This is a genomic window from Paenibacillus sp. FSL H3-0457 (assembly GCF_037981725.1).
GTDB classification, from domain to species: domain Bacteria; phylum Bacillota; class Bacilli; order Paenibacillales; family Paenibacillaceae; genus Paenibacillus; species Paenibacillus amylolyticus.
On record NZ_CP150283.1, the window covers coordinates 3,368,374 to 3,390,075 of the forward strand.

Below are 21,702 nucleotides of genomic sequence, written 5' to 3' on the forward strand. Positions count from 1 at the left end.
AAATCTATTAAAATATCAGGAGGTATCATCCATGTTCAAATTCGGAAAAAAATTAATGACCGTTGTTCTCGCAGCTTCCATGAGTTTTGGTGTCTTCGCAGCAACATCAAGCGCAGCAACAGATTATTGGCAAAATTGGACAGATGGCGGAGGAACGGTCAACGCCGTGAATGGATCGGGCGGGAATTACAGCGTGAATTGGCAAAATACTGGGAACTTTGTTGTCGGGAAAGGGTGGACATATGGTACGCCTAATCGAGTGGTCAATTATAATGCCGGCGTATTCTCTCCTTCAGGTAACGGCTATCTCACCTTCTATGGTTGGACTAGAAACGCTCTAATTGAATATTACGTGGTGGATAGCTGGGGAACGTATCGTCCTACCGGAACGTATAAGGGCTCGATGACTAGTGATGGCGGCACATATGACATCTATACAACGATGAGATACAATGCACCTTCCATTGATGGTACTCAGACTTTCCCTCAGTATTGGAGTGTTAGACAGACCAAGAAACCAATCGGAGTCAATTCTACCATCACGTTCAGTAATCATGTGAATGCATGGGCGAGCAAAGGGATGTACTTAGGCAACAGCTGGTCCTATCAGGTGATGGCAACGGAAGGTTATCAAAGTAGCGGAAGCGCAAACGTGACGGTTTGGTAAAAATGATGTGATGCAGTTCAACTTCTGCACCTGCATTTGAAATTCAATTTTCCGGTAGCGTTGAGTAACGTTATTCTCCAGACTAACGGACCTCGACGTTCCCGGATTTAAGCTAGTAAAGGAGAATAATTGAATGAAGAAGCTGGTATGGTTAACTTTAATCGCTATAGTTGTTAGTCTAAGTGCTTGTTCAGCAAGTAATACGAAATTAAGCGATGACTTGGTATTCGTCGAAGGAGGAGCCTTCAAGAGCAGTAAGCCGAGTCAGATCGATAGGAATGAAACGCTGGATTCCTTCTATATTGGCAAATACGAAGTAACTCAAAAAGAATGGATGGAGGTTATGGGGGAAAACCCTTCTGGCTTCAAGGGAGATGACCTGCCTGTTGAAATGGTCAGCTGGTATGACGCAGTGGAATACTGTAATCAAAAAAGTATAAAAGAAAACCTGAAACCTTATTACAATATAGATAAAGACAACCAGGACACGAATAATCACAATGAAAATGACACTATAAAATGGAATGTAACGATCAACGAGGACGCCAACGGTTACCGTTTACCCACAGAGGCAGAATGGGAATACGCTGCAAGCGGAGGTCAAAAGAGCTTAAATTACACATACAGCGGAAGTAACAATCCTGATGAAGTTGCTTGGTACTGGGTAAATGCCGGCGAGAACATTCTGACGGGTGACTGGAGCTGGCCCGCTATTGAGAGCAATCGTAATCAAACCAAAAAAGTCGGAACTCAGAAGGCGAATGAGTTAGGAATCTATGATATGTCTGGGAATGTGAGAGAATGGTGCTGGGACTGGTACAGCGATTCGGAGAGTCCAAATCAAACTTGGCGAGTTGTGAAAGGCGGAGGCTGGATCGGCGGTGTCAATAACAATGAAATATCATTTCGAGGCAAATTTGATGCAAATGGTTTTGGTCCCGATCAAGGATTCCGTATTGTGCGTGGAGAATGAAAACTCTTTTTCCTGGAAATAGATTACTTCTGAGCTAAACCTATACTTTGTCGGGTGAAAACCTATAGTTTAACAGGTTGTTGTACCAAAATGTAAGCGTTACACTTGAATTGTTATCCCGGCGCTTCGCTAAAATCGGAGCGTTCTTATAGTACAGTCCGATGGAACCATGTTCTATGTTATTGATAAATGACGATGAGACTGGTAGAAATTTTGTTCTCCAAAGTTGTGCGAGCAGACAACAATCCTGCTGTTGTTCTGCTGTTTAGCGTTTTCAGAACAACTGGAATCTACCTATTGATATAGATAAAATACATGCAGCTGATCAAGGATAAAAGTGAGGTGAGCTAATGTACAAGGTCATTGTCGCGGATGATGAGCCGTTTATGCTAGAAGGATGGAGAACAATGATTGACTGGCGAGCTTGTGGATATGAACTCTGCGGAACGGCAACAGATGGGGAGGAAGCACTTGCTTTATTTAACTCGGTTGAACCGGATCTTGTCGTCACGGATATTCAAATGCCTGTTATGGATGGTCTTGGTTTGATTCACACCTTGCGAGAAGATCTCGCCTATACCTCTAAAATTGTTATCGTTACAGGATACTCCGATTTTAATTACGCGAAGCAAGCCATACGGTATCAGGTCGATCAGTACGTGCTTAAACCTCTTGTTCCCGAGGAGATTCATCAAATCCTTATGGACATGATTGAACCTCTGGACAAACGCAGAAATGAGCAAAAACAGCAAAATGGAGTCACGGTTACAGATGAAGCCTATGAGAATCATCTTAATGAATATCGAATAAGCGAAGAATATGATTTAGAGCAAATGATGAACATCTCCAAAGAGATCTTGGCGTTGATTGAAGCAGAAAATACGTATTCTATCGATATTGCAGTGAGTGCACTGTTAGAGAAAAGTGAGAAAGCAGAGGTTTCGTTGGAATGGATACATCATGTCATCCGATATATCCATGGGGAGTTGCTACGTAAATATGGAAAAAGAGAGGGTTGCAGAGAAATACTATGTGAAAAAGATTGGCATGAGGCTGCGAGTTGGTCTTCCGGCACATTGCAAGACCTGTGTGTTCGACTGTCCAAGCAACTTTCCCAGTCTGAATTGAAGCAAAAGACGGGTACGGGAGGGCTGGTTGCAGAAGCAGTGAATGAATTGAAGCAGCACTATCGAAGTAAAATTAAATTACAGGATGTAGCTAATCGTATTCACGTGAATTCTGCCTACCTGGGTCAACAGTTCAAGCGGGAGATGGGGGTCAGTTTCAGTGACTATGTGCACCAGCTTCGTGTTGAGGAGGCCCGTAAACTCCTGCGACGTACCAATATGAAGATCACTGACATTGCATTCAGGCTAGGATATCATGATGCTGAATATTTCACCCAAAAGTTCAGAGCGCATACAGGGGAGCTTCCGTCAGTCTATAAAAACAAAAACCAAGGGTGATTATATGCGTCATAAATTCTGGATGTTCAGTAAGGTTAATGATATTCCTCTCCGATCCAAATTTCTGCTTATTTATGTACTTAGTATTCTCCTTCCTGTAATAACGATTAATATCTTCTTTTATGAACGAACCTCTGCGGATATCAAGATTAGAGAACAGGAAAATCTACGTAAATCCATCGACAGGGCTGCGGGGGAACTGCTAGGCATGATTGATGAGAGCGTTGCCCTGAGCCGAATTATTGCAGCAGACGATTCGCTCTATGAGGCACTGGATCGGACCTATCACTCCCCCGTGGATTATTACAACGTCTACCATGCATTCCTGCGAGATAAATTAACACGGTACATGTCAGCGAATATTCTGGAGGTGCGTATCTATACGGATAACGATACCATTCAGACGGGCAGTCATTATATCGTGATGAAAGACAAGAATGTACTCCCTGGATTGAAACAGCTGAAATCCACCAGTGGAGGCATTCTTGTCGTTGATTATATTGAGCCATCCGGATTTAACGCGGGAAGAAGAATCAGTGTGATTGGCAAAATGGATACCTATACTTCCTATGCCAATTACAACAAGTATTCCAAGATTGATCTGGAACTTAGCCGGGTGTACAGCATTTTAAATCGTGAATCAGACAGTCTTCAGCTGCGACTGGTGGACAGCAACAATCGAACTGTCGTTTCAAGTGGGGAGTTCAGCGAAACCGATTTATCCCCCCTTGATAATGAATCAATGCTCAAGGAATCTGGAGATTCTGCTTACACGCTCGAAAAATCGTTGGGGAATCTAGCCTACCTAAAGGGTTGGAAATTGATTGGAGTTGCCGATACGCGTCACCTTGACCACCTTTTGCAAGAAGCGTTTAAATCAATTCTGGGGTTGCTGGCATTAAGTATCGTGGTCCCCTCTGTATTGATCTACATTATTTTGCGTTCCTACCACTATCGGATTCGCAAGTTATCCAGACATATGGAGAAGGTTCGTAACGAACGATTCGATCTGATTGAAATTCACGAAGGCCGCGACGAAATTGGCGGGCTTATTCGTACATTTAACATCATGATTGGTAAAATTCATACGCTGATTAATGACGTATATAAACTGGAAATCCGCCAAAAAGATCTGGAGCTGGATCAAGTGAGGACTGAATTGTCCATGCTCCAGAGTCAGATGAATCCCCATTTTTTATTTAACACATTGAATGCCTTGCTAGTCGTTAGTACGAAGAATGGATATACGGAAGTAATTGAGATTATTAAAAGTCTGTCCAAACTGATGCGACAGTTGCTCAGTCATTCTGACAATCTGATTCCTTTGCAAGAAGAGCTGCAATTTACGAATCTTTATCTCCAGATTGAGAAGTTTCGCTTTGGAGAACTGTTTGATTACACCTTCGAGGTTGATCCTGATGCAGCTTCGTTGCTCATTCCCAGAATGAGTATTCAACCGCTTGTCGAAAATGCCTGCAAACACGGCTTGCAGGCGCGAAAAAATGGAAGACAGATCAAGATAACGGCGAGTCGAAACGCTTCTGAACTGGTTATTCAGGTGATCGATAATGGAATCGGTATGGATGCAGGGAGATTAACCGAGCTCCTGCGAGATATTCGTTCTGAAAGACCCAGGAACGGCGAGCATGTAGGACTCCGCAATGTCTACCGCAGGTTGGAACTCTTTTATGAAGGAAATGCGATATTTGATCTAAGCAGTGTACCTGGAAAGGAAACCATTGCAGGGTACCGTATACCGATCTCCAAGCTGGAACAGAGGAAATAGGAGGTAAACTCTCATGTATAAAGTATTGTTAGTCGATGATGAACCTTATGCCATTGAAGGGTTACAGCTTCTGATCAATTGGGAAAAGTATGGTTTCGAAATCAGAGGCGTGTGCGCCAACGGTGAGGAAGCCATTCGGATGATGGAACAAGATCGACCTGATCTCGTGGTGACAGACATTCGTATGCCTGTGATGAATGGGCTGGAACTTGTAGAAGAAGCACGACGATTGGAACATGAGTCTGTGCTGTTTGTCATCACGAGTGGATACAGTGACTTTAATTATGCCAGACAAGCTATTCGATTAGGTGTCTCCAACTATCTAACCAAACCGGTTGACAGTACAGAAGCAGAGGATATGTTGGTCCGTCTCCGTATGCAATTGCAGGAGCGTGAAACCCAGGAGCGTATAAGGGAACATGCAAACGAGCAAAGGATCAAAGCGTTTTTGTCCGCACTGATTAAGGATAAGCAAAATATATCGGAGGAGGAGATGTCAGAGATACGTCCTCGTTTGAACAAGTCCCATTGGGCATACCTGCGGATAGCCTTTCAGGGAGATATTCAGGAAGTCTGTTCAGTAGTCGAACAAACGGCTGAAGAAACAACTTGCTGTTATGTGATAGACAGAACAAGAGACTCATTGGGGCTTGTATGGGGGGAGGAAACGAATAATAGAAATGAGACGTTTGAAGCAATTAAAGCTTTTACCCAGCGTTTGATGAATAATATGCAACATAACGGCTGCGGAGATATTCATATCGCGGTTGGATTAACGGTCAACAAACTGGAGCATTTATCTGAATCCTTCCGCTCCGCTCAGGAAGTTGGGCGTTATTTGTTTTTTAATCAAGAGCATCTTTTGTTTGCCGAAGATATTCAGCTGGAGAATTGGCAGTTTGATCCGGAAACGCTGTCAGAGGTGGACCATATTTGCGATTTGCTTGAAAACGGTTCTGTGGAGGACCTCTCGTCTGCGATTCGGAGTGCTTTTGAACTGTTTGTACAGATGAAGGCTGCGCCAGAGATTGTACATATTTTCTCTACCCATATTATATTCCGCGGATTGTCCCTGTGCAGAGAATTAGGAGGAGAACCTAATGCTCTAATGAACGAATTGGCGAGCGGAATTCTGGAGAAGGGCCATCGAAATATAGAAGAGGTTGCTAACAATCTGGAACATTTCTGTTTACAATGCAAGTCAGCACTGGCAATTTTCCGGGAGAGGCAAATGGGTGGCATCCAGGCGACGGTTGCTGAATATGTGCAGATGCATTACAGGGAGACATTTACGATCCAGGAGCTCGCAGAACGATTCTACGTGAATCCTGTCCATTTAGGGCAATCCTTTTTGCGAAAGTATGGTAAGGGTGTAATCGAGGTAGTACATGATCTAAGAATGGAAGAAGCGAAGCGTCTGCTCCAGCAGACGAATCAAACATCCAGTGCGATTGCGGAGCAAGTAGGGTACCGCAGTTACCAGCATTTTCTCAGACACTTCGAAAAACGAACAGCCATGAAACCAGTAGAATACAGGCAAAAGTATGCGAATTGATCCATGAAAAAGAAGAACCCCTCCTGAATAAGACCTACAATTACAGGGGGGTAGACCTTAAATGTATATATTTTGTAACCGCATACATTTCTTCATACTAAAAACAGTAAGACATACCACTTCCAAGGAGGGCAAGTACATGGGGGGACTTAAGAAAAAGAAGCTTTGGGGTTCCGTATCACTCGTTCTGGCTTTGAGTTTGGCACTGGCAGGATGCAGCGGTGACAATGAGAAAGCGACTACAAAGGATGGGAAAGAGGTACTGAACATCTCGGCCTTTATCGGAACGCCAAATCAGGCGCCAGCTAAAGATAACCGAATCTACAAGAAGATTCAGGATGAACTCGGCGTTAATCTTGAGATGGAGTTTCTAGTAGGTGATCTTCAACAGAAGTTGGGCGTTATGATTGCCGGGGGCGATTTCCCGGATCTGATCACAGCAGACACCAAGTTGGTCTCAGCGGGTGCGGTTATTCCGCTCGAAGATCTCATTGAAGAGCATGCACCTAATCTGAAGAAACATTTCGGTAAAGACTGGAACCGGATGAAAGATTCCAGTGACGGACATATTTACTGGTTGCCTAACTATGGAGTGTATACAGGAGAGTTCATTAGTAACTATTATTCTGGTCCTGCATTCTGGATCCAAAAGTCCATACTGAAGGATGCCGGGTACCCAACTCCTAAAACGTTGGATGATTTCACAAAGTTGGTCCGTGATTATGCAGCCAAGAATCCAACTATTGATGGTCAACCAACGATTGGTTTCACTACATTGGCTTCAGACTGGCGGACGTTCCCTTTGCTTAACCCACCTGAACATCTTACGGGTCACCCCAACGACGGGGGCGTAGTCGTAGATGATAGTGGAGTCGCAACCGTTTTTGCCGACAAAGATATCTCCAAACGGTATTATAAGGAACTAAACAATCTGTACAACGAGGGATTGCTGGATAAAGAAGCCTTTGTTCAGAACTACGATCAATATCTGGCCAAAATTTCTTCGGGACGTGTGCTTAGTATGTTCGACCAGCACTGGAATTTCCAAGCCGGCGAAGACCCACTCGTAGCACAGGGGAAAATTGGCCAGACATACGTAGGCTTCCCGCTTGTCTATGATACAAGTATCACAGATCATTATCTGGATCGTCCGGTCATTAACTTGAACAATGGTTTTGGTATCAGTAAAGATGCCGAAGACCCTGTCGCACTCATCAAATTCCTCGATAAGCTTATGGACGAGAAGTACCAGAAGCTCTTGTCATGGGGTGAAGAGGGTGTAGACTATCAAGTGAATGAAGAGGGAAGATTCTATCGTACACCAGAGCAACGGACAGAGCAGGATGATCCAGCATGGAGATTGGTTAACAAAGCTGAAGGTTTCTACGCTGCTGCACCGAAGCTTGAAGGAACATTTGAAGATGGCAATGCAATTGGAGCGATCAACCAACCTGAGGAATTCTATGACAACCTCAAACCGGAAGATAAAGAACTTCTGGATGCATACGGCTTCAAAACGTGGAGTGACTTCTTCTCTCCTGCACCAGAAAATCCAGTGTACTATCCAGCATGGCAGGTCGATCTGAAAGAAGGCTCTGATGCTGCGGTAGCGAACAAACAAATGACAGACACTTCATTGAAATTCTTGCCTAAAGCAATCATGTCAAAACCGAATGAGTTCGATAACATTTGGACTGAATATGTAGACGCTTACAAGAAGATCGATGTTAAATCCTATGAAGATCGAATTAATGATCAACTGAAATGGAGAATCGAGAACTGGTCTGTTAAATAAAAAAATGCGGCAATGATTCTCTCGGAAGGTATCAACCAAAGGATTACTCAGGCGAGTGCCTTCCGGGGACATCATCCTTAAAGTCGCTGCAAGCCAATAGGAGGAGTGAAAGATGGCGAACACGCCTGGAGCCATACCAGAGCAAACCACCAGTACAGTCGTTCCCAAAGCACCACTGTTAAAACGATTGCGCGGACAAAGACAACTCATGTTCATGTCATTGCCCATCGTTGCGTACATTCTCGTATTCTCGTATTATCCCATTTGGGGCTGGGTTATGGCCTTTCAGAATTACAGTCCTGCGAAGAGTTTCACGCAGCAGGAATGGGTCGGGCTCAAACACTTTAAGTTTTTGTTAACAGACGATGCATTTCTTAACGTGCTTCGTAATACCATTGCGATGAGCGTCATCAATATGGTGCTCGGATTTGCGACAGCAATTATATTTGCCATTTTACTTAATGAGATCAAACATAAGTTATATAAACGAACCATTCAAACAATATCGTATTTACCTCACTTTCTCTCATGGATTATTGTGACAGGTATCGTAGCAAGTTCACTATCTGTAGATGGTGGGATTGTGAATGTGGTACTCATGAAGCTGCATATCATTCAAGAACCTATCATGTGGCTTAGCGTTCCGGAATACTTCTGGGGCATTGTAGGCGCATCCCATGTATGGAAAGAAGTTGGCTGGAATGCCATTATTTATTTGGCGGCCATCACGTCTATCGATCCTTCCCTCTATGAAGCGGCAGAGATTGATGGTGCGAACCGATATAAGAAAATGCTGTATGTGACCTTACCCGGAATCAAATCCATTGTTATCATTTTGCTGATCATGAATATGGGCTGGATTTTGGAAGCTGGATTCGAGGTTCAGTATCTGTTAGGTAATGGTGTGGTTGTCGACTGGTCACAGACGATAGATATATTTGTCCTGAAATACGGACTACAGATCGGGAATTATTCTTTGGCTACTGCGGCAGGTATCTTCAAAACAGTAGTTAGTATCACGCTGATCTTTGCGGCGAATTCAATTTCCAAACGGCTCGGGGAAGACCGATTAATATAAGGGGGACTAGAGATGGGAATCAATAAATCTCGGCTTGAACCGATTGTCTTCCATACGTTAAATGGTATACTGATGATCGCAATCGCGATTGTTACCCTGTATCCGTTTGTGAATACACTCGCCGTATCTTTCAATGCCGGTAATGACACCATCCGGGGTGGGATTTATCTGTGGCCTCGGGTATGGACAGATCAAAACTACAGAGCAGTATTTGCAGGAGGGACCATCTTCAGCGCCTTTGGTATATCTGTGGCGAGAACGGTTTTGGGAACAGTTTTAAGTCTATTCTTAACCTCCATGCTGGCTTACACACTAAGCCGAAAAGATTATATATTACGAAAGCCCATTACCATTACAGTTGTTCTTACAATGTATTTTAGTGCAGGTCTTATTCCAACTTACTTCCTAATGAAAGATTTGCATTTGTTAAACAACTTCCTGGTGTACATTATTCCTGGGCTGATCAGTGCATTTAATATGATTGTTATTCGAACCTATATCCAGACACTACCCGAGGGATTGATCGAATCCGCCAAAATTGATGGTGCTGGAGATTTCAGAACATTCATTTCCATTATTCTACCGCTGTGCCAACCGGTTCTCGCTACTGTTGCACTGTTCATTGCAGTCGGTCAATGGAATTCTTGGTTTGATACGTTTCTGTATGCATCTTCCAAACAAAACCTGAGCACGCTGCAATATGAGTTGATGAAACTATTATCATCTTCTATGAATTCCAACAGCAGTGCAGCCGTTGCCAATGGTGCAGATCTTGGTGCTGCGCGTAACATGGTCACACCTGTATCTATTCGGGCAGCGATTACGATTGTTGCCGCATTACCCATCTTAGTTGTATATCCATTTTTGCAGAAGTATTTCGTTCATGGCTTGCAGCTTGGAGGGGTAAAAGAGTAAACTTAATGCAGTTCCAGATAACCGATCAAAAACGGTCACTAGGTGACCGTTTTTTTATGTTTTTTAAACGGCGGACCTTAGTATGTCAATTGCACACGAATCGAACTTATTCAATAATGTTGTTGACAATTAAATTAAAGTTACTATAATTTATATTTACTTGATTCACCAGTCAGTCTCTTTTCAGGGTGCCACTGCGCGCGAAAGCCCTATATCAAGAACTGTCCACAGCGCCTGACCATCCCGAGCTCTTACCATTTTATCAAGGAGACTGAAGAGAAAATGAAAGTATTAATCGTGGAAGACTCCATTTTCGTACAGAAATTACTTACAAAGCTGATTGTTGATCATATTCCAGAATGCGAGATTCAGATTGCTAACAATGGAGAGCAAGGATACAACCTATTCAAGGAATTTCAACCTGATTTTATAACCACCGACCTGCTGATGCCTGGTTTGAACGGACAAGAAATGCTTCGAATGATTCGAGAAACGGATAGCAATGTCAAAATTATTATCTTATCTGCAGATATTCAGAAGACAACTAGGGATGAAGTTGAAATGTTAGGCATTTCTGGTTTTTTGAATAAACCGTTAACCGCAGAGAAGGCAACTACCATGATTCAACTGATTCAGGCGGCCTATCATGCTGAATGATTTACAGAAGGATTTGCTTACTGAACTAGTGAACGTTTACGTGGGACAAGCGGCTAACATGTTGTCAGAGATTGTAGACAAGCGTATCGTTTTGAATATTCCGGAAGTGGAACTAATCTCCATATCCGATGTTGATCCTGGAGATCGAAGATACAATATTTTCTTTAGTGAAGGTCACCTGTTTAGGTCATCTTTACAGTTTGGATACGAATTTCAGGGAAAAGCATTTCTGATGTTTCCTGTTGAGCAGGCTAAAGTATTGGCAAACATCTGTCTTGGAGAACTGGGTGAGAGCGTTATATCGAACGATCCGAACCTGATGGACACGGATTTGGACGTTTTGAAGGAAGTTAGCAATGTCCTGCTTAACGCCATTATTGGAGAATTCGGTAACTTCCTGGAGATCAAACTGGAATACGTCCTGCCTGATATTGAACTGATCTATGTCACCAATTCCGATCAACAAATATTGCTTCAGAATGAAGTTTATGTCCTGGTTTTACATACCTCGTTTTTACTTGCCGATACGGATGTGACAGGTATCATTGTCATAGCACTGAGTATGAACTCCATATCGAGCCTGCTGGCCAAAATGGACGCTTTGTTGGAGGCGGGCAATGGATAATCTTATTTCACAAGCTTTGAACAAAGCCCATATGGGAATAATGATCGTGGACAGGCATTTAAAAATTGTTGTGTGGAATGCCTGGTTGGAGCGCTTTACTGGCAAGAATGTAGAAGAGGTAGTAGGCTTGAATCTGCTTGAGATCTGCCCACGGTTTAAGTCGAACATGTATTTAAATATTTTGCAAAATGCGCTGTATCATGGACAGAGCAGATTTTGCTCAAGCGCTTTACATAAGGCGTTCATTCTTCCTAATGAAGGAGAGGATGAACAATTATTCAGACAAAATATGCATGTTGAACCGCTCTATCATGAAGATCGGAGTTACGCCCTTATTCAGATTACTGACATGACTAACACCAATACCAGGGTATATAAACTTAAAAATCTGATCAAAGAACTGGAGACGGAGTACGCCAAAATCAAAATCTCCGAGAAAATCAGCAAGCATTTGTCTTTGCATGATCCACTTACCGGTCTGCCTAATCGTCTTGCTTATAATGACCGTCTTGCCTGGGCCATCAGTAATGCCAAAAGAAACCATAACAAACTAGCCGTCATGTTTGTGGATGCTGATGGGTTTAAACAAGTGAATGATACATATGGACACCATGTTGGCGATCAAGTGTTGCTGGAAATGGCAAAGCGATTAAGTGAAACAATTCCAAGTGCGGACACTGTAGCTCGGCTTGGCGGGGACGAATTCATCATTTTAAGCCATCTGAAAGATGATCACGATGCTGAAGTCATCGCCAAAAGATTGGAAGCTGCATTCAGTACCCATTTCAAAATTGCCGGAAACTATATCAACCTTTCGATGAGTATTGGTATCAGCCTATTTCCCAAGCATGGACAGGAGCCTTCCGAACTTCTGAGACATGCGGATGGAGCTATGTACAAGATTAAAAAGAATGGCAAGAATGGTTACGGAATTTATGAACCTGAAAATGCTTAAGAAATCTAAAAATGTCTTTTAATAAAGTTGCTATAATAGCAACTTTATTTGTCTATACAATTAACATAAGAAAAAATACATTTTTTCTATGAATAATATTTTTTTACATATGAAGATGAGAGAGTAGTTATTGAGTAATGTAGTAATCATTCAGCCAGTAATACTTATAAAGGAGTGTGCATATTGAATGTAATAGATGGGTCGATAATCGTACTTTTGCTGTTCAGTTTCTATATTCTATTACTGTACGGAATGCCGATTATCTTAATCATAGTGGGGTATTTCATATTTAAAGGGTACAAGAAGCGCAGGGGTGTGAAGACGAACGATAAGTCGGTGGCTCCTGATGGTCAGCAAGCTACTATTAAACCATAGATTAATGTTGATACCACGATATTGAGCGGGACCAGAGTAAGGCCCGATTGAGAGCCGCTATATTAGCGGCTTTTTTGGATTTTAAATAAGAAGAAGTCTGAAAGAGGCGATAGTCAGAACAGTACCAAAAGCAAGGAGAAAAACGCCTCTAAACTTGATGCCCATCATATCGTATTCATGAAGTTCATCCTTCGTACGATTAAAAGGCCATGAATTAGGTCGTCTCAGTGCTCTAACCCCAAAGAATAAACCAATCATTCCAAGCAACAGAAAGAAAAAGAAGAAAAACATATCATCCCCCCTTTAACAAAGATAAGTAATATGGAAACCTATTGATTTGCCTATGCTGGCTGAGAATACATACTTTATGAAGGGTTACGTGGTTTGAACATTTTGTAGAAGATCAAACTGTATACATACGCCATAACCATAGGTTTAAAATACGAAGCGTAAGACCAGATGATGTACCATCTATTAAAATACCACACTTTTCCGTAATCTTTGGCGATCCACTCTACAATAGTCAATATGAGAGCTGATACAACTGCTACTAACCATGGATGTGCTCGATGCCTGTTAATATAATATATCATAAGACATCCAGCCATAAGGAAGAGACCCACATCGAATGGCAGAGCTGAAAAGGAGCGATTCGTGAATTACGGAGCAAGGTGTCAAAAATATGTCTTTGATGTTAAGGCAAGAAAACTAGCGAATCTATTTCAAAAAAACTGGAACAGTGCTATGATATAAAAGGAAAATAAATCTAATTATTACAATAAATTTAATATATTTACAGAGAGGGATTAAAGATTGAAACTATAATCCAAATATTTTTTATTATGAGGAGGATAAACTATGAATAAGAGAAAAACGAAGAAAGTTAGTACGGTAATGATTTGTATTCTATCGTTATTTTTGGCATCTTCAACAGTCCTGGCTAATACTGCATCTTCACCGTATAGTACACCCAAAATTAAGGGACACACGTACACTTTCACATCTGAAGTATGGACTCGAAATTTCACTACAGGTACGACTGCTGAAGCCGTTGCATCAGTGAAGGCTTCAGCAAGTGTTCCAAATGGATATATGGGAGCTATGGCTAGATTGTACACATCTGGCGGAAGCTTAACAGCTTCAAGTTCCATGACATATAATACGTCGAAAACCTCTAGTTTTTTTGTCTACTCTCCAAGAATAACGACTAAAACGACGTATTATGCTCAGAACGTTGGTGAATTCTATAATGGGAATGGATACACTCGTTATACTGGATACAAATCGCCAAACTTAAAGTTATCGAACGTAAATTCATCAAATGTTTTATTTGAAAACAACACTGAAACATCGGAAACGATTCACGAATTATTGCTTCAAACTAAATATGATGTCAATTCACAGGGCGATACCTATGGCTCAGCATTATCTGAACCAATCATTGGGGTTGAACCCGATTTGATTGCTGCAATTGGCACCAATGGAATCGAGGGTTATCTAAAAGCTGAAGATCTTACACCTAAAATCACTACCATCGAAGAAGCCTTGGCACAAACACAAGTGAATGGTACTGTTCGAACGATTCATTTGTATGATGTAGAAGGAGACAATATTATTGGAGAATTTGATGTAGTTACTGATTATAAAGTAGAATAGAAATTTTTCAGAGTAAAAGAGCCGCTAAATTGCGGCTTTTTTGGGTTAAGCTATCCATTTCAATTAAGTTGCTTAGCCGTATTCTTTTCCAAAGTCCTCCATCTTTTCAAGGATCGGTAGTAACTTCATTCCCTTGTCTGTTAACGAATACTCAACTCGCGGAGGAACTTCCGGATATACATCACGTTGAATAACACCATCATTCTCCAACTCTTTAAGCTGCTTTGTAAGGGAGCCTTGAGACAGATCTCCAAGGAATTTTTTGATATCCGTATATCGCCGTGTTTCGTCTTTTAGGTACCATAAGATAAAATATTTCCAACGCCCAGAAAGGACATTCTGAGTAAAAGCTATGGCGTACATGTCACTTTTTCCATCTATAAACTCTTGTTCAAAACCTTCGTTGCAAACTCTCATTCATATCACTCCTGATCCAAAGGTACATAAAGATGTACTATGTTCATTTAAATTGCCCTCTTTGCTAATAAAACAAATACACCTATGATGGTGTCAACACCAAAACAATTTTAGTTTACCTAAAGTATGAAAGAATAATTAATGTTATCTCGATTGAATAGTTAGCAAGCTAAATAAATATATCATAGAAATGAGTGACTGATAAGGGCTGGAGACAAACTGATATTCGATCATACTGTAAATTTTAACAAGGGAGATGTTTAACAATGAGCAAAAAAATTCGTACAGGTATCATAGGGGCATCCATTAATAACGGGTGGGCGAGTGGAACACATATTCCAGCTATTCAGCATTTGGATGAGTTCGAGCTTACAGCGGTTGGGACAAGTAATATGGTGAGTGCAAAGGCAAGCGCAGAAGCTTTCTATGCAGATCACGGCTTTGACAATATGAAGGAGTTGGCTCAGCATCCTGATGTGGATATGGTTGTTGTCAGTATTAATGTCAAGGAACATTATAACGCCGTTAAAGCCGTCGTGCCTGCTGGCAAACCAATCTATTGTGAATGGCCACTGGGGTCGAATACAGAGGAAGCGCTTGAAATGCAGGAATGGATAGCGTCCGCACAACTGCCAAATGCGATTGGATTACAGGCAAGACAAGCCCCGGCCGTTCAATATGTAAAAGATATATTGGCAGAAGGTTATGTCGGTAAAGTGTTGTCTGCCAACCTGAAGATCTCCATTGATGGCATGGGTGGCGTTGGTGATAAGTCGAGTGCGTACTTGTTTGATCGGAAAGTTGGAGGGAACTTGCTGACCATTGTAGGTGGACATAATCTGGATGCCTTCACTTTCATGCTTGGGGACTTTACAGAATTGTCTGCCACCACAGCTCAACAGTTTTCAGAAGTTGAATTGGTAGATATTCAGAAAGTCATCAAGAAAACAACGGATGATCAGATCATGATTACAGGGAAATTGACTAATGGGGCAGCAGCCAGCGTTCATATTCAAGGTGGAGTCAAACATCAGACAGGACTCACACTTGAAATTTTCGGAGACAATGGCACGATTGTTCTGAGCGCTCCTGCATCCATTCAATTCGGATCACACCATTTACGCGGTGCAGGATCTACGGACAACGAGCTTTGTGAACTACCCATTCCCGATGCCTATTACTCGGCTCCACATTCTCTATATAACGACTCCGGAATTGTTCTGAACATGGCTCAGGCTTATCGTAAGTTTGCCAAAGATATTCAAGAAGGTACTACCTTAGCACCTAATTTCGCGGATGCGGTGAAACTTCATCAGTTACTGGATGCCGTCGAGAAATCAGCCCAGACCGGTGAACGTCAATATCTATAACCCTCACTAAACGGAACAAAATCTGATCCATCCATATACTTAGCATGCTAAATATATTCACGCTATAGTAAGGGCACAAATATCTGTGCCTGTCCAGAACGAAGGAGAAAATCGTTATGAAAAAAAGAAGTGAAATGCAACTGGCTTTACAGATGGTTTCGGGTTATGGTGCCGAATTTAGCGCATGGAGAATGCCTGGCACGGATCCTGCAGCTTACACCAATATGGATAGTTATGTAGAACGGGCTAAATTAGCTGAACAAGGAAAGTTTCAAATGATTTTCATCGCTGACACTCCAGCATTATCCAATAATTTAGGCCCACAGACGCCTATGTTTCCTATGGACCCCATGTTGGCACTGATGGCAGTAGCAAGAGAGACACAACACATTGGGCTTGTGGCTACACTCTCTACAACATTTAACTATCCCTATAACATTGCACGTCAGTTCAAAGCACTGGATGTTATCAGTCATGGACGTGTGGGATGGAATGCGGTTACCACATCCGACCCCCTAGCGGCGGCTAATTTCGGTGCCCGGGTTGAAAATCGCCAAGAACGCTATGACAAGGCACATGAAAGCATACAAATTGTTCAGGCCTTGTGGGGGAGTTGGGAGCCAGACGCTTGGACGTTAGATGTAGAAGTAGGGGAATTTGCGGATATGGACAAAATCCAGCCTATTAACCTTCAGGGTCAATATTATGCATCTCGTGGTCCTTTGCCCATTCCGCCCTCTGAGCAAGGGCAGCCAGTGATTTTCCAGGCAGGGGGAGGAGGTGAAGGATTAGAATTAGCTGGGAAATATGCTTCCGGAGTGTACGCCAATCCTTATGATATTACTTCTGCCCTGGAACACAGACAAGCGATAAGGCAAAGTGCTGCCCGTTTTGGTCGAAACCCCAATGATATCAAAATGTTTGCTGGTTTTATGTTTTCTCTGGCTTCAACGGAGGAAGAAGCTCTGGATCGTCGGAAACAGCTTATGAGCTTTAACCCCCAGGAAATCCCCAGCAGGGTAAGTTACCTCGGATCCATGGTTGGTTTACCCTTATCGGTAAACTCCGTAGATATAGATCAACCTTTAGCGGCAGACTTGTTGAAAAATGCATATGCCAACCCCATGGACCCACGTTCTCCGAGAGCCTTAAAGTTATTAAAAGAAGGACTCTCTGTAAGGGATGTTCTCGCTCACGGGGTCATCAACTATCATCCGGTTGTTGCAGGCACCCCGACACAGGTTGCTGACTTCTTGGAAGAATGGTTTTTGGCTGAAGCATGTGACGGATTCTCAGTCGTGCCCGATGTATCTTTTGATGGCGTTGCAGATTTTGTGAATCAGGTAGTACCTATCTTGCAGGAACGCGGTTTGTTCCATAAGGAATATGAAGGAAAAACACTACGCGAGAATATGGGCGTTCCTTACGAATACGGATTGCAGGAACATGGAATCAACGAATAAAGGAGATTTTTTTAATGAATAACACAATTGAATTGCTTCATAACCATACATCGTTTCGTTCTTACACATCTCAACCCCTAACTGAGGAACAAATAGATGCAATATTTCAGGCAGCAAATCAAACTTCATCGTTCAGTCTTCTGCAGGCGGTATCCATTATACGCATCACAGATCCAGTACTTCGAAAAAAACTCAGACATCTGTGTGTCGATCAACCCTATATTGAAGAAGCGGCCGAATTCTGGATCTTCTGTGCAGATTTCAACCGAAATCATGAAATCGCTCCGGATGTGGATATTGAATATATTGAATTTCTGTTGATTGGTTCATTCGATGCTGGCCTGATGGCACAAAATGCGTTAACCGCGGCTGAATCGCTGGGACTTGGCGGAGTGTTCATTGGTGCGGTCAGAGCTAATATTAGCGAACTATCTGACGCATTGAATTTACCTAAATATGTTATCCCTCTGGTGGGGTTATGTATCGGTAATCCAGCTGGAGATAAGCCGGAACTGAAACCTCGACTCCCTCAATCCATGGTATTGCTTGATAATCAATACCAACCAATGGATCAAGAGAAATTAGCAATCTATGATGAGACCATGCTGAAGTATTATGAAAATCGTCCGACGAGAGCCCCTTTCACCGTAAAAAAAGTAAAAGGATGGAGTGACCATATCCAGGATCACCTCGAGAGAAGTATCCAACCGCAAATGATGGCCTATTTGAACAAGCAAGGTTTTGCCAAAAAATAAGGACTAAACCAATCTTTCGGGTGAAACTTGGATAGGAAAAGGCCCTTAAAGACGACACTAAGGTGAATTGACACCTGTATATCTCCATGATACATTTAGTCTGCTAAATATAATTCGGATGTTAGGGAGGGATCGTTCATGACAGATATAGTAGATTGTGAAATTCGACAGTCTTTAGATCGAATTTCCTCCCAAATGCGACGAAATTATAGTGAATCTCTTCGGGAACTTAATCTCTATGTAGGACAAGATAATTTGTTGTATCGGCTGTGGTTGGGTGATGGGGTAACCCAGATGCAACTAAGTGAACATATGAAATGCGAACCACCAACGGTTACAAACATGGTCAAATCACTGGAACAGAACGGATTTATATATCGCAAACGTGATGTACAGGATGCAAGGATCATGCGTATCTTTCTAACCGATAAGGGCAAAGAATTAGAAAAACCGGTTGAGCATAAATGGAGAGAGCAACAAGAGAAACTACTTCAATCCATTTCTTCGGAAGATCGGCTGATATTGAGACAATTTATGCAACAAATGGAGCGAAATATCTTATAACTTATGCCAAGATTCACGTAATCTAAATAAATGAACGAAACAGAGCCGCTATTATAGCGGTTTTTTTATTGCCAATAGCTATATTTTCTTGCCCGGAACAAGAATTTGTACTGTCAGTTTCGGAATTCACGATTACATCTCTAATGCTGGGATAAGATTGTGATAATTCAAGTTAATTTTGTTCATTTAGATGCTTAAGAGATTACAGTACACTGAAAGAACATACAAACGGAACACACTAAACATGAAAATGTGAGGAATTATAATTCGTTGGAGGTTTTAACGTGAAGACCAAAAATATCTGGTTTAATCAACCTGCTGGAACATGGGAAGAGGCATTACCTATCGGAAATGGAACTCTTGGAGGCATGATTTTTGGAAAAACACAGATCGAGAGAATTCAGCTTAATGAAGATAGTCTGTGGTATGGTGGTCCGATGCAGCGGAATAATCCTCAAGCACTTGAATCTTTATCTCAGATCAGAAGCCTGATTTTTGACGGTAAGATTAGGGAAGCAGAAGAACTCGCAGCAGATACTCTGGTAGGTGTTCCTGACGGGCAAAGGCATTATGAGCCATTAGGGGACTTCTATATCGCTATGGATCACAGTGAACATGAACCAAATGGATATCAAAGACATCTCGATCTGGAACAAGGCAAGGTAAACGTGAATTATACCGCAGATCAATCCATTTACAGCCGAGAATATTTTGCTAGCTACCCGGATCAAGTGCTCGTTGTTCATCTCAAATCTAGCGTGCCTGGAAAGTTATCTTTCTCCACTGTTTTTGGCAGGGGAACCGTTCTGGAATCAACATCCTATTCCGATATTCTTAAGCATCCTGTTGGTTTCCAATCCTATCTGGACCGGATCGAGAAGCGTGGAACGAATGACTTGATCATCCGGGGAAGAAGTGGGGGAGAAGAAGGAATCCGTTTTTGTTGTGCGATTCGCCTTATATCTGAAGGAGGGCAGGTTCATTATTCAAGCGGTCAGCTTTCTCTGAAGGATGGTAATTCAGCGACTATTCTAATCACGGCGTGCACGGATTTCCGAGTACCTAAGGAACAACTCGAAGTGGAGTGCCTCCGCAGGATTGATACTGCTTCCGCAAAACCATATAGCGAACTGCTAGCCGATCATGTCTCGGACTATCAATCCTTATTCGAAAAGATGGATATACATCTCGAAGATGAAAATAAAGATGTGATATGTTCCGAACTTCCAATCGATCAGCGCCTTGAGCGGCTTAGAGCTGGTCAGCATGATCCGGAACTGCTGAGTCTATACTTTCAATTTGGTCGCTATCTGCTTATCTCAAGTAGTCGTCCAGGTTCTTTACCGGCAAATCTTCAAGGGATATGGAATAAAGACATGCTTCCTGTATGGGATAGCAAATATACGATTAATATTAATACACAGATGAACTACTGGCCTGCAGAAAGCTGCAATCTGTCTGAATGTCACGTTCCATTGTTTGATTTTATAGATCGACTGCAAGTCCGGGGAAAGGAAACCGCTAGAACCATGTATGGATGCAAAGGGTTCGTTGCTCATCACAATTCGGATATCTGGGCAGACGCTGCTCCGCAGGATGTATGCATGACATCGACGTTTTGGACCATGGGGGGAGCATGGCTTTCATTACATCTATGGGACCACTATGAATACAATAAGGATGTTCAATTTCTCAAAAAAGTTTACGCCACGATGAAAGATGCGGCTATCTTTATTCTGGATTATCTAATAGAGGATCCTTCCGGCAATTGGGTGATATGTCCTTCGTCCTCACCGGAGAATCGCTATATATTAGATAATGGAGAGTCGGGGGCTTTATGTTTTGGTGCTTCAATGGACAATCAGATTATTAGAGAACTCTTCACGCGTTGCATTGAAAGCACCCGGATATTGCAAGAAGATCAGGAATTCGGAGAATTACTCCGTAGTGCTTTAACCAAATTACCGGAGACCTCCATTGGCAAACATGGCCAGATCCAAGAGTGGAGTAACGATTATGATGAATTGGAACCTGGTCACAGACATATTTCCCATTTATTTGCTTTGCATCCTGGAACGCAAATTACGTTGCAATCAACGCCTGATCTCGCCAAGGCAGCTCGCGTAACACTCGACAGAAGACTGGAACACGGTGGTGGTCACACAGGATGGAGCAGGGCGTGGATTCTCAATATGTGGGCACGATTAGAGGAGTCGGAACTTGCACACGATAACATCGTGGAACTTCTACGTTCCTCCACGTTACCCAATCTGTTTTGTGACCATCCTCCGTTTCAAATTGATGGGAACTTTGGAGGTACCGCAGGTATAGCAGAGATGCTTCTCCAGAGCCATAACGAAGTAATCAGATTATTACCTGCTTTGCCAGCAGCTTGGCCAAAAGGATATATTCGTGGTATTCGGGCTCGTGGGGGATTTGAAATAGATCTGGAATGGGAAAATGGTAATCTGTTAAATGCCAGAATTCGCTCTATTGCAGAATCAAGAGTAACCGTATCCTATCTGGACCAAAAGATAGAATTAAACTTTCCTGGCCCCAATTCAATAATTGAACTAAGAGGATACGACTGGAATAATCAATAAGAATTTACCGATTACCTGAGCGAATAC

The 21,702-nt window shown here is 42.3% G+C and carries 18 protein-coding genes; 17 read left to right on the forward strand and 1 reads right to left on the reverse strand.

The genetic code is table 11. The annotated features are described in order from the left end of the window. The first annotated feature begins 31 nt into the window (after nt 1–31). From MHH25_RS15010 to MHH25_RS15065, 12 genes are all read left to right on the forward strand, one after another. Complete coding sequence (locus MHH25_RS15010) at nt 32–667, forward strand: glycoside hydrolase family 11 protein (RefSeq protein WP_100526251.1); 636 nt, start codon at nt 32–34, stop codon at nt 665–667. 133 nt (nt 668–800) lie between these two features. After that, entirely contained in the window at nt 801–1,640 is an 840-nt protein-coding gene (locus MHH25_RS15015; RefSeq protein WP_036671125.1) for an SUMF1/EgtB/PvdO family nonheme iron enzyme, read from the forward strand. Nucleotides 1,641–1,990: 350 nt separating this feature from the next. After that, nucleotides 1,991–3,106, forward strand: coding sequence for a helix-turn-helix domain-containing protein (locus MHH25_RS15020; protein WP_076253047.1), 1,116 nt, complete (start codon nt 1,991–1,993; stop codon nt 3,104–3,106). A gap of 4 nt (nt 3,107–3,110) precedes the next feature. Continuing rightward, complete coding sequence (locus tag MHH25_RS15025) at nt 3,111–4,892, forward strand: sensor histidine kinase (protein ID WP_076253048.1); 1,782 nt, start codon at nt 3,111–3,113, stop codon at nt 4,890–4,892. 13 nt (nt 4,893–4,905) lie between these two features. Beyond that, nucleotides 4,906–6,447 carry a response regulator gene (locus MHH25_RS15030; protein WP_076253049.1) on the forward strand — a complete coding sequence of 514 codons (1,542 nt, stop codon included), beginning with the start codon at nt 4,906–4,908 and terminating at the stop codon, nt 6,445–6,447. A gap of 139 nt (nt 6,448–6,586) precedes the next feature. Beyond that, nucleotides 6,587–8,242 carry an extracellular solute-binding protein gene (locus tag MHH25_RS15035; protein ID WP_036671131.1) on the forward strand — a complete coding sequence of 552 codons (1,656 nt, stop codon included), beginning with the start codon at nt 6,587–6,589 and terminating at the stop codon, nt 8,240–8,242. A gap of 112 nt (nt 8,243–8,354) precedes the next feature. After that, a complete protein-coding gene (locus MHH25_RS15040) occupies nt 8,355–9,320 on the forward strand; it encodes an ABC transporter permease subunit (RefSeq protein ID WP_036615861.1) in 966 nt (321 codons plus the stop codon). A 12-nt stretch (nt 9,321–9,332) separates the two neighbouring features. Then, complete coding sequence (locus tag MHH25_RS15045) at nt 9,333–10,235, forward strand: carbohydrate ABC transporter permease (RefSeq protein ID WP_017688457.1); 903 nt, start codon at nt 9,333–9,335, stop codon at nt 10,233–10,235. A gap of 282 nt (nt 10,236–10,517) precedes the next feature. Continuing rightward, entirely contained in the window at nt 10,518–10,892 is a 375-nt protein-coding gene (locus MHH25_RS15050) for a response regulator (RefSeq protein ID WP_036615858.1), read from the forward strand. Continuing rightward, nucleotides 10,882–11,517, forward strand: a complete 636-nt coding sequence (locus MHH25_RS15055; protein WP_036615855.1) for a chemotaxis protein CheC — start codon at nt 10,882–10,884, stop codon at nt 11,515–11,517. The genes MHH25_RS15050 and MHH25_RS15055 overlap by 11 nt, the downstream gene beginning before the upstream one ends. Beyond that, the gene (locus tag MHH25_RS15060; RefSeq protein ID WP_036615852.1) at nt 11,510–12,472 is read left to right on the forward strand and encodes a sensor domain-containing diguanylate cyclase; all 963 of its coding nucleotides are present in this window, start codon (nt 11,510–11,512) and stop codon (nt 12,470–12,472) included. Before MHH25_RS15055 ends, MHH25_RS15060 begins: the two co-directional genes overlap by 8 nt. A 1,233-nt stretch (nt 12,473–13,705) precedes the next feature. Then, the gene (locus tag MHH25_RS15065; protein WP_036615847.1) at nt 13,706–14,503 is read left to right on the forward strand and encodes a hypothetical protein; all 798 of its coding nucleotides are present in this window, start codon (nt 13,706–13,708) and stop codon (nt 14,501–14,503) included. A 72-nt stretch (nt 14,504–14,575) separates the two neighbouring features. Here MHH25_RS15065 and MHH25_RS15070 read toward each other — a convergent pair whose 3' ends face one another. Next, entirely contained in the window at nt 14,576–14,920 is a 345-nt protein-coding gene (locus MHH25_RS15070) for a helix-turn-helix domain-containing protein (RefSeq protein ID WP_074095086.1), read from the reverse strand. A 266-nt stretch (nt 14,921–15,186) separates the two neighbouring features. Between MHH25_RS15070 and MHH25_RS15075 the strand changes: the two genes are divergently transcribed. From MHH25_RS15075 to MHH25_RS15095, 5 genes are all read left to right on the forward strand, one after another. Further along, complete coding sequence (locus MHH25_RS15075) at nt 15,187–16,290, forward strand: Gfo/Idh/MocA family oxidoreductase (protein WP_076317889.1); 1,104 nt, start codon at nt 15,187–15,189, stop codon at nt 16,288–16,290. 116 nt (nt 16,291–16,406) lie between these two features. After that, nucleotides 16,407–17,753 carry an NtaA/DmoA family FMN-dependent monooxygenase gene (locus tag MHH25_RS15080; protein ID WP_076317888.1) on the forward strand — a complete coding sequence of 449 codons (1,347 nt, stop codon included), beginning with the start codon at nt 16,407–16,409 and terminating at the stop codon, nt 17,751–17,753. Nucleotides 17,754–17,767: 14 nt separating this feature from the next. Beyond that, nucleotides 17,768–18,508 carry an oxygen-insensitive NADPH nitroreductase gene (gene nfsA, locus MHH25_RS15085; protein ID WP_036671143.1) on the forward strand — a complete coding sequence of 247 codons (741 nt, stop codon included), beginning with the start codon at nt 17,768–17,770 and terminating at the stop codon, nt 18,506–18,508. Nucleotides 18,509–18,646: 138 nt separating this feature from the next. Beyond that, entirely contained in the window at nt 18,647–19,072 is a 426-nt protein-coding gene (locus tag MHH25_RS15090; RefSeq protein ID WP_340020381.1) for a MarR family transcriptional regulator, read from the forward strand. Nucleotides 19,073–19,356: 284 nt separating this feature from the next. After that, nucleotides 19,357–21,675, forward strand: a complete 2,319-nt coding sequence (locus tag MHH25_RS15095) for a glycoside hydrolase family 95 protein (RefSeq protein ID WP_340020382.1) — start codon at nt 19,357–19,359, stop codon at nt 21,673–21,675. Nucleotides 21,676–21,702 lie beyond the last annotated feature (27 nt).